This window comes from Blautia sp. Marseille-P3087 (genome assembly GCF_900120195.1).
Lineage (GTDB): Bacteria > Bacillota > Clostridia > Lachnospirales > Lachnospiraceae > Blautia_A.
In genome coordinates, this window is record NZ_LT635539.1 from 894,084 (window position 1) to 909,157 (window position 15,074).

General features: G+C 45.3%; 10 protein-coding genes, 2 tRNA genes, 2 rRNA genes and 1 other annotated feature. Of the genes, 3 read left to right on the forward strand and 11 right to left on the reverse strand.

Annotated features, from left to right (window positions below; all coding sequences use genetic code 11):
* Nucleotides 1-14: 14 nt before the first annotated feature.
* From BQ7344_RS04350 to BQ7344_RS04375, 6 genes are all read right to left on the reverse strand, one after another.
* Entirely contained in the window at nt 15-1,160 is a 1,146-nt protein-coding gene (locus BQ7344_RS04350) for an aldo/keto reductase (protein ID WP_072521574.1), read from the reverse strand.
* Between the two features lie 282 nt (nt 1,161-1,442).
* Entirely contained in the window at nt 1,443-2,063 is a 621-nt protein-coding gene (locus tag BQ7344_RS04355) for a methylated-DNA--[protein]-cysteine S-methyltransferase (RefSeq protein WP_072521575.1), read from the reverse strand.
* A gap of 37 nt (nt 2,064-2,100) precedes the next feature.
* On the reverse strand, nt 2,101-2,640 hold the full coding sequence (locus BQ7344_RS04360) for a phosphohydrolase (protein WP_072521576.1): 540 nt from the start codon (nt 2,638-2,640) through the stop codon (nt 2,101-2,103).
* Nucleotides 2,641-2,913: 273 nt separating this feature from the next.
* On the reverse strand, nt 2,914-4,272 hold the full coding sequence (locus BQ7344_RS04365; RefSeq protein ID WP_083585481.1) for a M20 family metallopeptidase: 1,359 nt from the start codon (nt 4,270-4,272) through the stop codon (nt 2,914-2,916).
* A gap of 78 nt (nt 4,273-4,350) precedes the next feature.
* Nucleotides 4,351-4,833 (reverse strand): CinA family protein, encoded by a 483-nt coding sequence (locus BQ7344_RS04370; RefSeq protein ID WP_083585482.1) that lies wholly within the window; start codon nt 4,831-4,833, stop codon nt 4,351-4,353.
* A gap of 49 nt (nt 4,834-4,882) precedes the next feature.
* Nucleotides 4,883-5,767, reverse strand: coding sequence for a 4Fe-4S dicluster domain-containing protein (locus BQ7344_RS04375; RefSeq protein ID WP_072521578.1), 885 nt, complete (start codon nt 5,765-5,767; stop codon nt 4,883-4,885).
* Between the two features lie 124 nt (nt 5,768-5,891).
* On the opposite strand from BQ7344_RS04375, the gene BQ7344_RS04380 reads away from it, so the two are divergent.
* Genes BQ7344_RS04380 through BQ7344_RS04390 form a run of 3 tightly spaced genes read left to right on the forward strand, consistent with a single transcriptional unit; the run spans nt 5,892 to nt 9,241 of the window.
* Nucleotides 5,892-6,803, forward strand: coding sequence for a LysR family transcriptional regulator (locus BQ7344_RS04380; protein WP_072521579.1), 912 nt, complete (start codon nt 5,892-5,894; stop codon nt 6,801-6,803).
* Nucleotides 6,804-6,839: 36 nt separating this feature from the next.
* Nucleotides 6,840-7,868, forward strand: a complete 1,029-nt coding sequence (locus BQ7344_RS04385; RefSeq protein ID WP_072521580.1) for an RluA family pseudouridine synthase — start codon at nt 6,840-6,842, stop codon at nt 7,866-7,868.
* A 32-nt stretch (nt 7,869-7,900) separates the two neighbouring features.
* Nucleotides 7,901-9,241 (forward strand): MATE family efflux transporter, encoded by a 1,341-nt coding sequence (locus BQ7344_RS04390; RefSeq protein WP_072521581.1) that lies wholly within the window; start codon nt 7,901-7,903, stop codon nt 9,239-9,241.
* 8 nt (nt 9,242-9,249) lie between these two features.
* On the opposite strand, the gene BQ7344_RS04395 is transcribed toward BQ7344_RS04390, so the two are convergent.
* The 5 genes from BQ7344_RS04395 to rrf form a co-directional block, all read right to left on the reverse strand.
* Nucleotides 9,250-9,891, reverse strand: a complete 642-nt coding sequence (locus BQ7344_RS04395) for a DUF4317 family protein (protein ID WP_072521582.1) — start codon at nt 9,889-9,891, stop codon at nt 9,250-9,252.
* Nucleotides 9,892-10,167: 276 nt separating this feature from the next.
* Nucleotides 10,168-13,055 (reverse strand): 23S ribosomal RNA (locus BQ7344_RS04400).
* 200 nt (nt 13,056-13,255) lie between these two features.
* Nucleotides 13,256-13,329 (reverse strand) — tRNA-Ile (locus tag BQ7344_RS04405).
* A 175-nt stretch (nt 13,330-13,504) separates the two neighbouring features.
* A tRNA-Ala gene (locus BQ7344_RS04410) sits at nt 13,505-13,577 on the reverse strand.
* Nucleotides 13,578-13,582: 5 nt separating this feature from the next.
* Nucleotides 13,583-13,700 (reverse strand): 5S ribosomal RNA (gene rrf, locus BQ7344_RS04415).
* Nucleotides 13,701-13,731: 31 nt separating this feature from the next.
* Nucleotides 13,732-15,057, reverse strand: a sequence feature (23S ribosomal RNA rRNA prediction is too short).
* Between the last annotated feature and the right edge of the window lie 17 nt (nt 15,058-15,074).

Sequence of the window (15,074 nt, forward strand, 5' to 3'; positions counted from 1 at the left end):
CCTGTCTGTGCTTTTTAACATCCAAATAATTTTGCTGTTTTTTCCATACGTTCTGCGATTGGCACACCGAACGGACACCTTGCTTCACATGCCTGGCATCCGATACATTCAGATGCTTTGTGCTCCAGCAATTCATAATGCGATTGAACCGTTGCCGGAACTTCCGGCTGCATCATCGCAAGATCATAAAACTTGTTGATCATTGCGATATCCAGATTAGATACACATGGTTTGCAATGACCGCAGTATGTACACTCTCCTCTGTAGGAGTGAAAAGGTGCACTGGCAATCACTGATGCATAATCCTTCTCCTCTTCGTTCGCATTTTCGTATGCTGTTGCCTGATCCACCTGTTCTTTTGTATCATAGCCGCACATGATCGAACAGACCGCCGGACGTGTCAGTGCATAGTGAATACACTGTACCGGTGTCAGGCTTACTCCGAACGGGGAACGTTTTTCATCAAAAAGTCTTCCGCCTGCAAAACCTTTCATTACTGTAATTCCCACATCATTCTGTTCACATACCTTGTACAGACGTGCACGATCCGGGTCTGTTCCTTTCAGATTTTCATCAAATTCCTCCGCGAACATCGTATCAATATTTTCACTTGCAGGAAGCATGTCAAATGCCGGATTGATGCTGAAAAGAATCATTTCCACATAACCGGACTCTGCCGCCTTTACCGCTACTTTCGGGTTGTGGGAACTCATACCGATATGATGGATCACTCCGTTCTTTTTTAAATCCATCACATACTCCAGATAATCCGAATGCTGGATCTGCTCCCATTCTTCTTCAGAATCCACATAATGAATCATTCCGAGATCAATATAATCTGTCTGCAGTCTCTTCAGAAGATCTTCAAAAGCCGGACGCACATATTTCATATCTCTTGTACGGAAATACTGCTCATCTTTCCATGTAGAACCGATATGTCCCTGAATAAACCATTTGGAGCGGTTTTCTTTGATTCCCTCTCCGATAATATTTCTGGATTTCGGATCTGCCATCCAGCAGTCCAGAATGTTGATTCCCTTTGATGAAGCATAACGAATCAGCTCAATACTTTCCTCTTCCGGATGACGTTCCAGCCACTCACCGCCAAAACCAATTTCACTGACCTCTAATTCAGTTTTGCCCAATCTGCGTGTTTTCATTAGTTTTCCTCCAATAAATATAATCATCCTATTTTCACACGAAATATCAAACATTTCTACAACAGTATAACATAAGCTTTTCCGAATTATAATCGTCTAAAAAAGTGGCTATCGTTACCGGTACCGCAGCATTCCCGCTTGGGCTGTCATTTTCACCATATTGCCGATATTTATCCTGCTGTTTCCATTTCGAATCATCGGTACATTACATATCGCTGCGATGACTTCCATGTTGGTCTGGATGATCCTGCTATAAGAAAGTGATATGCTCCCTTCTTTTTTTCAGATTCCATATTTTTTGAGATCCACTTTGCCATTGACCACTTCTACACCGTCTGCTTCCAGAAGTTTTGCCTGTGCGCCGCCTCCTCCGAATGCAAAGGCTCCGGCAAGTTCTCCCTTCGAATTGACTACCCGAAAACACGGGATATGCTCCGGATCCGGATTTTTATGCAGCGCATTTCCGACTGCCCGTGACATTTTGGGGTTCCCTGCCATTTCTGCAACTTTCCCATATGTTGCAACATGGCCTTTTGGGATTCGTTTTACTGCCTCATAGATTCGCTTCGTCGGACTGTCTGTGATCAGATCATAACTTTCGGCAATCATTCTCTTGATGTCTTTATCCGGTATGCTTCCATCCAGTATAATCGTATTCCAGTGTTCTTTATTCTGGTGGTATCCCGCTGTCACAGACTCATATGCGGATCGCCAGAAATCGCGCCATTCCGGATCTGTTTTTACATTCAGATTGATATATCCGTTACGTTCATAAATCCATAGGAAAGCCTTTTTGCTTCCTTTTACCCTTATCAGCTGCCAGTTCGGATCATGGAAAGGTTTTTCTTCGTATACACTTTTAAATGACAGTCCAAATTTTAATGCTTCTTCACGTGTTTTCATATACACAACACTTCCTTATTTCTGCAATTTTTATAACTTATTTCTCCTTTATCAGTGCCTCCGCCAATATTATAAATTCCTCTGCAACATCTTTCCAGTTTCGCTCTGTCATATCCGTAACAGATGCCAGTAACTTTACGGGTCTGTCTTTTTCTCCGATCATCAGTTCTCTGAGTTCATGATCCAGTATCTCATCATCGATCTGCCTCCATCTGGAATTTTCTTCTTCACTCAGATCACCCAGACCAAATTTCTCCAAAATACAGTCCATTATTTTGCTTTCAATTTTATAATACTCTGGCAGATGTACTTTTACCGGTCTGATAATATCCGCAATATATGCCTCACTCGCATCATGCAGAAGACATGCAAGCTGTACCCTCTTCGACCATCCTCTTGCCCTTGCTTCTTTCATACAGTTTATCGAATGCTGTCCTACGGAATAAAAATATTTTAAATGTCCTCCTCCACGACATAACAGACTCAGTGCATGCGCAAGATCTTCCAGTGATACATCTTCACTGTTCATGTGCATAGGATCAAACTTTTTCCCGGAAAATGTGTTCATCACACTCATATCTTTCCAACTCCATTCTCATCTCTTCCAAACGATGCAATGCCTCGTCCAATGTCTCTTTTTCATCATCACTTCTGTTTTCCCACAGGTTACCACGATTTCTTTATTCGGGTCAATACCCCTGTAGATTGCTTTTCCAGCTTAATTTTCATTGTAAATATCTTATCTCATCCAAAAAGAGAACCTTCCCTGTCCGGTGGCAGGGAAGATTCTCTTTATTTGTTTATGCATTATCATAATTTCTGTTATAAATCAACAGATTTCAGAAAACGATCAGATTGCAAGAAGATTTTTGATTGCTTCCATATATACAAGTACAGCTTCTTCCATTCCTGATACAAGTATAAATTCATCTGCACCGTGAATACGGTAATCGATTCCCGGCATTTCCGGTCCGAATGCGATAATGTTTTTAAGTGATTTCGCATAAGTTCCGCCGCCGATAACCATCGGTTTATTCTCTGTGTCACCTGTTACATCGACATACGCTTTGTACAGTGCATTTACAAGCGGAGACTCTCTCGGGAAGAACAGAGAATCACCAATTCCAAGGATCTCAATACGTCCGTTTTCATCTTCCAGTCTGTCTTCGCACATCTTACGGACTTCCTCACTCTTGAGAGTAACCGGTACACGGATGTCAATTGTTGCAGAAATCACGCCGTCTTCTGTCTTAACGATACCATTGCACAGTGTCAGTTCGCCGTATTCGTCAGCAAACTTAAGACCAAGACCGGAACCATCGCAGGCTGTACCGATATGTTCATTATAGAAGTTCACAAAATCATCTTCAAATCCGACTTCTGCAAGGCATGCAAATGTCACTCCTGCTGCATTGACGCCAAGAGTTGGTGTGCTGGCATGTGCCGGAACGCCTTTTGTATAAATGCTGATCTCGCCATTTTCTTCTGTTACTTTGTATTCCTGAAGCTTTTTCTCAGCAAACGCTGACTCAAGCTTTTCTTTCAGTCCTGATTCTGCCGGAACTATAGTATTACAGGTGTCACACACAGCGTTGGAAACAAAACCGCCATTCATGGAAATAATCTTTGTATTTTTAGAATATGCCATCATTCCCATCTGACCCTTTTCACCATGGATACATGGGAAGTTTGCATCCGGTGTAAAACCACAGGATAATTCCTCTTCTACTTCATTGTAATGTTCCATACATTTTGATCCGGTTTCCTCGTTACATCCCATGATCAGGCGGACTCTTTTGTTTAATTTCACACCAGAATCACGTACGAGTTTCATTGCATAAAGTGCCTCAAGAATCGGTCCTTTGTCATCTGTTGTTCCACGTCCGTAAATATGATCTCCATCACGTGTAAGAGTAAATGGATCATATGTCCAGTCACCGCCTACCGGTACAATATCAAGATGTCCGGCGATACCAACAATTTCCTCTCCCTCGCCCATCTCTGCATAACCGCAGTAGTTATCAAGATTTACTGTTTTGAAACCAAGCTCATCTGCAATTTTTAATGCTTCCTCAAGAACCTTTGCAGGTCCTTCGCCAAACGGCATTCCCTCTGCCGGTGTACCAAGCTGCGAATCAATCGCAACCAGTCTGCCCATATTTTTAATAATTTCGTCTGATAATCCGTGAATTTCTTCTTTTATACTCATTACCATTTCCTCCAGATATTATTCTCCTGCCAAAAACCATATATTCTGCAGTCTTTCTTAAATATACACTTTTTTTCTCTACATCACAAGTGTTTCCAGCTTTTCAAATACCATATCGGTATACATCTGCTTAATTTCATGACGCTCCAGTCCTGTAACCTCTGCATGCACTTCAAAAGTATTTACTTTATCTCTTATGCGAATGCAAAAATATACAACTCCCTGCACACTGTCCGAATTATTTGGATCAATATTACCGGTCGTTCCCGTTATTCCGACAGCAATATCCGTATGCAACTTTTCCTGTACTGTTTTTGCCATTGCCTCTGCACATTCTTTGGAATATACCCCGTACTTTTGTATAATTTCTTTCTCAACACCAATAAAGATTTTGGTCTCATTCAGATATGTGACATAGCCTCCCGGAAAAATTGCGGATGCACCTTCTGTATCTGTGATTGTGGATGCAATCATACCAGATGTGCAACTTTCCATCGTAGAAATTGTTGTATGTGTATCAATCAGTTTTTTAATGATACTGTTTTTTTCTTTCTGTTCCATACTCTTCATCTCCGAATCGAATTGCTACCTTTATCCTAACAGATATTGCTCATCCAATCAATTCTTTTTCCACGTTTTCAAAACCGATGCGCTCTATTGTTTCTGCAAAACGTTCCCCTTTATTTCCATGATCCCTGAAAAAAAGAATCGCTTTTTCAACGACATCAAGTGCTTCTTCTCTGGAAGTAAAAATTTTGCTGAGTGCTCTGCCCTTTGATACTTTTTTCCCCCAGCGTCCGCCGACATAAATCTTATAACCATATGTACCATCTTCGATTGTGTGGAACGGACATTTTCCAACACAGCGTCCGCAGTGTCGACACTTTGTCTCATCAATTGTGATTTTTCCATCCACTACTTTTGCAACCTTGTTTGGACAGGCTGCTTCGATCGCACATTTTTTGCATCCTTTGCAAATGTCAGTATTTACTTTCGGAATGCGCTGACCGATGATTCCCACATCATTTAAGTTCGGTTTTACACAGTTGTTCGGACATCCGCCAACTGCAATCTTAAATTTGTGTGGCAGTACAATGTCTCTGTATCCTTCATAAAAGCGTTTATAAATTTCCTCTGAGATTGCATAGGAATCCAGAAGGCCATACTGACAGGTTGTTCCCTTACAGGATACGACTGGACGGACTTTTGCTCCTGTTCCTCCTGTCACCAGATTTTCTTTGGCAATAAACTCTCTAAATTCATCAATCTTTTCATATGGGATTCCCGGAATTTCCACAGAAAGTCTTGTTGTATATAGAAGTTCACCGCTGCCAAACTTTTCTGCAGCTTCTGCCATACAACGATGCTGCGCTGCCGTTACTTTTCCGTTTATCGTCAGGACCCGTGCGGAAAAAAGATCTGTTCCGCGGTTATTCAGAAATCCCATTCCTTTTACTCGTTTTTCGTCCTCTTTACTTACTGTTAATGCTGACATGTATTTCCCTCATCTCATTTCATATTTTGATTTGCATTTCATAATATACCACTTGAGTATGTATTTGAAAAATGATATTATTTTATAGAAATAATAGGTATTTTCTATAAAAGGAGCATATCATATGACGATACGACATCTGACTATTTTTGTTGCGGTAGCTGACCAGGGTTCCATGAGTGCTGCTGCTGCTTCTCTGTATTTATCGCAGCCCACCGTAAGTCAGGCAATCCGTGAGCTGGAAAAACATTACAATGGACTTCTCTTTGAACGTCTCGGTAAAAAGCTTTACCTCACAGAACGTGGCAGACTTTTGCTTTCTCAGGCCCGCAGTCTGATTCAGCAGTTTCGACAGATTGAGGAGCTGATGCTGAATCAGGGACAATCTCAGATTCTGAAACTTGGTTCTACGATTACAGTCGGAACCTGCCTCACTCCTTTCCTAATTCCGAAACTTCAAAAGGACCTTCCGGATGTCCACGTCCATTCTTATGTGAGTAATACCAAGGACATTGAGCAGAAACTTCTGCGCGCTGAACTTGACGTTGGAATTGTAGAGGGCGAAATTCTTTCTCCTGACCTTACCGTTCTCCCGATTATTGATGACTGTCTGGTACTTGCCGTCGGCAAATATCATCCTTTATATCATAGAAATTGCATTCAGATTCGGGATCTTGCAGGAGAAGGCTTTGCAATGCGAGAGCAGGGGAGCGGAACCCGACAGCTTTTTGAGGACTATATTGCCAAACATCAGATTTCTGTTCGTACGGTCTGGGAAGCAAACAGCCCTCGAACACTTTTAAATGCTGTGCTCTATGACCAGGTACTTTCTGTTATGTCGCTTCGCCTTATGACACATGAGATCCGCCACAATACAATTCGTGTTTTCTATAACAAAAATGGCGAATGGAACCGTAAATTCAAACTTGTCTATCACAAAAACAAATTTCTTACTCCTGTGATCCATGACCTGGAAAAACTGCTCCACACATACAAGAATATCAAACTCCCGCCAAATATAGGAATACTGGAATAAAATGAATCTTACTCATATGATAAAGGAATTTTTTTTATGGAAAAACATATTACTTTCGACGTTGAAGAACATATGACCGGACAGACTGTCGAAAAAGTTCTACGCACCGCTCTCGGTCTCACAAAAAGGCAGATCAGCCGTGCCAAATTTCAAGCGGACGGGATACGTAAAAACGGTGTGCAATGCCGGACAACCGATATCGTACAGACCAATGATCAGATCATGATCTGTATCGAGGCTGCCAAAAACGATTTGAATCATCTGGTGTCATTTTGTGGAGATGCACATCCTCTCGAAATCTTATATGAAGATGAAGATATTCTCGCAGTAAACAAGCCAGCCGGAATACTTACTCACCCTTCCGGTGCACATTACGCAGACACACTTTCCAATCAGGTATCCGGATATTTTCATAAGAAAAAAGTCTCCTGCCGCGTCCGCCCGATAGGACGGCTCGACAAAGAGACTTCCGGTATTGTTTTATTTGCAAAAAATCAGGTGTCTGCACAGCGGCTTCAGGCTCAACGTGAGTCCGGCATTCTTCATAAACAATACATTGCCATAGTAATGGGAAGTTTTTCTGATGATACAAGTGCTTCATCGAATACTGCGTGGCACACGGTTTGTTTTCCGATCAGAAAAACAGCAGATCATCCATTGCGGATGGAAGCAATAACTGATTTCGGCAGTTCTTTTGTTCCTGAATCTGCTGACTTTGTGACACCTCTGGCTGGTATGACAACATTGCTTTCTGCTGTCACACATTACCAGGTTCTTTACAGGTCACCAGACTGGTCGATCGTAACTTTAAAGCTGGATACCGGACGCACGCATCAGATCCGTGTCCACATGAAGGCTCTCGGGCATCCGCTTCTTGGAGATACTTTGTATCAGAAAACTTTTCCGGCAGATTCTTTATCCGAACAGCCTGTATTTCATCGCACAGCCCTGCATGCATGGAAGATCCAATTCCGGCATCCGTTTAACAATGCATGGATTTCACTGGAAGCTCCACTCCCTGATGATTTCTGTAACTGTTTTCAAAACATCAATTTTAGTTTATAATTACTTTTATACACAGAATATTGGAGGTTTTTATGTCTGCTCAAATTCGGGATATGACAAAGGGTTCTCCGGCGAAGCTTATTCTGCTTTTTGCAGTACCGTTGATGCTTGGGAATATTTTTCAGCAATTATATACGATGGTTGACACGATTGTTGTCGGACAGGTTGCCGGAGTACAGGCTCTTGCCGCACTCGGTGCTGTCGAATGGATCATGTGGATGGTTCTTGGTGTTTCCACAGGTGTCACACAGGGATTTTCTATTTTGATCTCTCAGCATTACGGTGCACGTAAATGGAATGATCTCAAAAAAGCTGTCGCTCACAGTTATCTGCTTACTGCCATTACTGCGATTTCTCTTCTGATTGTCAGCCAGCTTGCAGCCAGATGGATCCTGCTGCTTTTAAATACACCGGATAATATCATCGGAATGTCTCTGATCTATCTGCGGATTGTTTTCTGCGGAATTCCGGTAGTTGCGGCTTATAACATTTTTGCGTCTGTGCTGAGAGCTCTTGGAAACAGCCGCACACCGCTGATTGCCATGATCATTGCAGCTCTGATCAACGTTATTCTGGATCTTACTTTTGTTGCCGTACTTCACTGGGGTGTTGCCGGAGCTGCGCTTGCAACCGTTACCGCTCAGGCTTTTTCCGCACTGTATTGTTTTATGATTGTTCGCAAAATCGATATTGTACATACTTCTAAAGAAGATTTTGAAACAGTACCCGGCCTTAACAGAAAGCTTCTCGGACTTGGTGCACCAATCCTTTTTCAGGATGTCATCATTTCCGTCGGAGGTCTTGCCGTACAGTTTGTCATCAATGGTTACGGTTTTCTCTTCGTCGCCGGTTTTACTGCCACCAATAAGCTTTACGGAGTACTTGAGATGGCTGCGATTTCCTACGGTTATGCCATTGTCTCTTACGTAGGTCAGAACCTTGGCGCAGGAAAGATTGACCGAATCAAAAAAGGTATATATACAAGTGCTTTTCTTGCCTTTCTCACTTCAGCATTTATCAGTATCATGATGTTTCTTTTTGGAAAATTTTTACTTTCTATGTTTATCTCCGGTGATCCCACGCAGGCGGAACAGGTTCTTGGAATTGCATGGCATTATCTGTCGATCATGGCATCCTGCCTTTGCATTCTGTATTTTCTCTACGTCTATCGTTCTGCACTTCAGGGACTTGGAAATACGATGCTCCCCATGCTGAGCGGTGTTGTGGAATTTTTTGTACGTGTCGGTGTTGCTCTCCTGCTTCCGAAGTTTATCGGACAGAATGGCATTTTTTATGCAGAGATTGCTGCATGGACAGGAGCTACCGTACTTCTTATTGTCAGTTATTACATCAGTATTCGAAAATTTATGTGATCCGTTCATCAGTCGCATAACTGTAAAATTTTTAATAAGTCATTTTGGGGGAGATCTGGATTGCTTTGATAGACATCAATGTAGTCTGGATCTTCTGTTCTGTCCTGAAAAGCCGGAAACAAAAATCCACACTCCGGCTCTCCCGGCTCATAATCGCCACTCACCGGACAAATTGCACAGATAAGATATTCATACATTTCTTCTGATTCCCAGAGATTTTTCTTATCTGATGTCTTCAGAGGAATATCATACGTATTATGAAAAAGATATATCGCATACTCATGATCTGTATGATATTTTTCAGCCACATATTCATAAAATGCTTCCAGAAGCGCATCATTTTTCAGTGCACTGGATTTCATGCCCAGAAGGAGCTGGCGGATTCCTCCCGGTCGACATGCGTTCTCAGGAAGAATGTATCGTTTCAGATTTTTGTTTGTAGGCGAAAATGGAATTATTTTGGCTATCGCAAGATTTTTTTCCTTCTCTTTTGGTTTGAGTTTCAGAAAATTTGTATTAAACGTTCCATCAATAAAACCTTCTGAATCCATATAACTTCCCGCAATGCGCGTCATTGAAGTCCGGGACAATGTCATTCTCCGTGTCAGCTCCAGTATTTCTTCTCTGTTGATCGGTATAATGGATGTCATGATAAATTCCTTTCCTGATATTTTTCTTATTTTAACGCTAAAAAGCCGGAACAGATTTTATCTGCTCCGGCTTCATTATCGTATCTTCAAAACCACATACATGTTGACTAAGCAATCGATCATCTTAACCATGCTTTCGCTTTCGCCGAGCTTGGTCACCTCGCAACTTCGTTGCTCAGTGCCTTTTGCTTCGCAAATGTCTGTCTCCTCACGTTTCCGTTCTGAAATGCAAGCATTTCTCACTCCACGCTCAGCGACAGCCGCTCGTCTCAGCTTTTTGGTCAAGCCCTCACCCTATTAGTAGCAGTCAGCTCCATGTGTTACCACACTTCCACCCCTGCCCTATCAACCTCGTCGTCTTCAAGGGGGTTTACTCCTTTCGGATGGGATATCTCATCTTGAGGGGGGCTTCACGCTTAGATGCCTTCAGCGTTTATCCCTTCCGGGCTTGGCTACCCGGCTATAGACTTGGCAGTCTAACCGGTGCACCAGCGGCCCGTCCATCCCGGTCCTCTCGTACTAAGGACAGCTCCTCTCAGATATCCTACGCCCACGCCGGATAGGGACCGAACTGTCTCACGACGTTCTGAACCCAGCTCGCGTACCGCTTTAATGGGCGAACAGCCCAACCCTTGGGACCTACTACAGCCCCAGGATGCGATGAGCCGACATCGAGGTGCCAAACCACTCCGTCGATGTGAACTCTTGGGAGTGATAAGCCTGTTATCCCCAGGGTAGCTTTTATCCGTTGAGCGATGGCATTCCCACTTAATACCACCGGATCACTAAGCCCTACTTTCGTACCTGCTCCACCCGTCGGTGTCGCAGTCAAGCTCCCTTCTGCCTTTGCACTCTTTGGATGGTTTCCGTCCATCCTGAGGGAACCTTTGGGCGCCTCCGATACCCTTTCGGAGGCGACCGCCCCAGTCAAACTCCCCGTCTGGCATTGTCCCACCGCCGGGTCACGGCGGCTGGTTAGAAACCCAATACTGCAAGGGTGGTATCCCAACAGCGGCTCCATGGCAACTGGCGTTACCATTTCATAGCCTCCCACCTATCCTGTACATGCAGTACCGGATCCCAGTACCAAACTGGAGTAAAGCTCCATGGGGTCTTTCCGTCCTGGCGCAGGTAACCAGCATCTTCACTGGTACTTCAATTTCACCGGATGCATTGTCGAGACAGCGCTCAAATCATTACGCCTTTCGTGCGGGTCGGAACTTACCCGACAAGGAATTTCGCTACCTTAGGACCGTTATAGTTACGGCCGCCGTTTACTGGGGCTTAAATTCAAAGCTTCGCTTGCGCTAACCTCTCCTCTTAACCTTCCAGCACCGGGCAGGCGTCAGCCCATATACCTCACCTTACGGTTTCGCATAGACCTGTGTTTTTGCTAAACAGTTGCTTGAGCCTATTCTCTGCGGCCTGCTTGCGCAGGCACCCCTTCTCCCGAAGTTACGGGGTCATTTTGCCGAGTTCCTTGACAATGCTTCTTCCGCCGGCCTTAGGATTCTCTCCTCATCCACCTGTGTCGGTTTACGGTACGGGTATGGTATGAACAATAGCGGCTTTTCTTGACGCACAGCTCACGGACTTCATTACTAAATTTCACTCCGCATCACGTCTTCCCATTGATGCGCGGTTTTTCCAACGCATCTGGTACCTCGCTTGCACCGGGATACCGTTCCCGGCTTCCGCTCTCTGCACGTGTCCCCACAGTTCTGTCATATCATAGTACAGGAATCTCCACCTGTTGTCCATCGGCTACGGCTCTCGTCCTCACCTTAGGCCCCGACTTACCCAGGGCAGATCAGCTTTACCCTGGAAACCTTGGATATTCGGCCTAGAGGATTCTCACCTCTATCTCGCTACTCATTCCGGCATTCTCTCTTCCATGCAGTCCACAGCTCCTTACGGTACTGCTTCTTCCCGCATGCAATGCTCCTCTACCAATCTATTGCTGGATTCCTTAGTTTCGGTGGTACGTTTCAGCCCCGGACATTTTCGGCGCAGGACCTCTCGACCAGTGAGCTATTACGCACTCTTTGAATGAATGGCTGCTTCTGAGCCAACATCCTGGTTGTCTTCGAAATCCCACATCCTTTTCCACTTAACGTACACTTTGGGACCTTAACTGAAGGTCTGGGCTCTTTCCCTTTTGACTGCCCAACTTATCTCGTGCAGTCTGACTCCCGGTAAGCAATTACGCGGCATTCGGAGTTTGATATTCTTCGGTAGGCTTTGACGCCCCCTAGGAAATTCAGTGCTCTACCTCCGCAAATCTCTACCAAGGCTAGCCCTAAAGCTATTTCGAGGAGAACCAGCTATCTCCGGGTTCGATTGGAATTTCTCCCCTATCCACACCTCATCCCCACCCTTTTCAACGGATGTGGGTTCGGTCCTCCACTGCCTCTTACGGCAGCTTCAACCTGGACATGGATAGATCACCCGGTTTCGGGTCTGCCCACACTGACTCTGGCCCTATTAAGACTTGGTTTCCCTACGGCTCCGGACCTTGAGTCCTTAACCTTGCCAGTGTGCGCAACTCGCCGGACCGTTCTACAAAAAGTACGCGGTCGTGCATATAAAGCACTCCCACAGCTTGTAGACACAGGGTTTCAGGTTCTCTTTCACTCCCCTCCCGGGGTCCTTTTCACCTTTCCTTCACAGTACTATGCGCTATCGGTCACTAAGTGGTATTTAGCCTTAGGGGGTGGTCCCCCTTACTTCCCGCAGGGTTTCTCGTGTCCCGCGGTACTCTGGATCCTGCTCAGTCTGCTCTGTTTTCGTGTACGGGGCTTTCACCCTCTCTGGCCGGCTTTCCCAAAACCGTTCTACTAACATCACAGAATCTTAAATGCAGTCCGTAACCCCAGATCGCACGCGACCTGGTTTAGGCTCTTCCGCGTTCGCTCGCCGCTACTTACGGAATCGAGTTTTCTTTCTTTTCCTCCGGGTACTTAGATGTTTCAGTTCCCCGGGTTCCCCTCCATACGTTATGGATTGGCGTATGGATACATGAGGTTTGCTCATGTGGGTTTCCCCATTCAGAAATCTCCGGATCAATGGATATTTGCTCCTCCCCGAAGCTTATCGCAGCTTATCACGTCTTTCTTCGGCCCTTAGTGCCAAGGCATCCGCCCTGTGCCCTTTCTGCTTGACCATTTGCTTCTGATACCCTAGCGTAGGTATCAGCGGTCTTTGATTCTCGTTGCTTTTGATAAAAAAATTTATCGATGTCTTCCTATCTTACGTTTGTATATCAAGGATATTTGATTAGTTAATCAAATTTACATGTATGCAGTTTTCAAGGTACGATATCAGGCTTACTCACTTAACCTCACGGCTAAATCTTATAAGCCAATGGGCTTAAGTGGACTCGAACCACCGACCTCACGCTTATCAGGCGTGCGCTCTAACCAGCTGAGCTATAAGCCCATTTTTGAAATCTTTCGATTCCATCCGGATTTGCCTCATGCAGTCTTCCCTGAGCCCTCGGAACAAGTTCCTCGGTCACGGGAATCCTCATATGCGTCCACATCTGCTTCTATATCCGGAAGCAAGCTTCCTCCTATATCAGCATCTTTTGTCCGCGCATTCGGAAAATCCTGCGTGGAGATGAAGAGATTCGAACTCTCGACCCCCTGCTTGCAAGGCAGGTGCTCTCCCAACTGAGCTACATCCCCATTTAATCTGGCATCCACCTGCTCTCCCACACCGTCTCCAATGCAGTACCATCGGCCGCTTGCGTCTTAACCGTCGTGTTCGGGATGGGAACGGGTGTTTCCCACAAGCGCATCGATACCAGAAATGTTGTTATTCAATTGTCCTTGATAACTCAACAGTAAAACACATTCAATTCTTTACTTATCTTCCCTAGAAAGGAGGTGATCCAGCCGCACCTTCCGATACGGCTACCTTGTTACGACTTCACCCCAGTCATCGGTCCCGCCTTCGNATTGCTGGATTCCTTAGTTTCGGTGGTACGTTTCAGCCCCGGACATTTTCGGCGCAGGACCTCTCGACCAGTGAGCTATTACGCACTCTTTGAATGAATGGCTGCTTCTGAGCCAACATCCTGGTTGTCTTCGAAATCCCACATCCTTTTCCACTTAACGTACACTTTGGGACCTTAACTGAAGGTCTGGGCTCTTTCCCTTTTGACTGCCCAACTTATCTCGTGCAGTCTGACTCCCGGTAAGCAATTACGCGGCATTCGGAGTTTGATATTCTTCGGTAGGCTTTGACGCCCCCTAGGAAATTCAGTGCTCTACCTCCGCAAATCTCTACCAAGGCTAGCCCTAAAGCTATTTCGAGGAGAACCAGCTATCTCCGGGTTCGATTGGAATTTCTCCCCTATCCACACCTCATCCCCACCCTTTTCAACGGATGTGGGTTCGGTCCTCCACTGCCTCTTACGGCAGCTTCAACCTGGACATGGATAGATCACCCGGTTTCGGGTCTGCCCACACTGACTCTGGCCCTATTAAGACTTGGTTTCCCTACGGCTCCGGACCTTGAGTCCTTAACCTTGCCAGTGTGCGCAACTCGCCGGACCGTTCTACAAAAAGTACGCGGTCGTGCATATAAAGCACTCCCACAGCTTGTAGACACAGGGTTTCAGGTTCTCTTTCACTCCCCTCCCGGGGTCCTTTTCACCTTTCCTTCACAGTACTATGCGCTATCGGTCACTAAGTGGTATTTAGCCTTAGGGGGTGGTCCCCCTTACTTCCCGCAGGGTTTCTCGTGTCCCGCGGTACTCTGGATCCTGCTCAGTCTGCTCTGTTTTCGTGTACGGGGCTTTCACCCTCTCTGGCCGGCTTTCCCAAAACCGTTCTACTAACATCACAGAATCTTAAATGCAGTCCGTAACCCCAGATCGCACGCGACCTGGTTTAGGCTCTTCCGCGTTCGCTCGCCGCTACTTACGGAATCGAGTTTTCTTTCTTTTCCTCCGGGTACTTAGATGTTTCAGTTCCCCGGGTTCCCCTCCATACGTTATGGATTGGCGTATGGATACATGAGGTTTGCTCATGTGGGTTTCCCCATTCAGAGATCTCCGGATCAATGGATATTTGCTCCTCCCCGAAGCTTATCGCAGCTTATCACGTCTTTCTTCGGCCCTTAGTGCCAAGGCATCCGCCCTGTGCCCTTTCTGCTTGACCATTTGCTTCTGATACCCT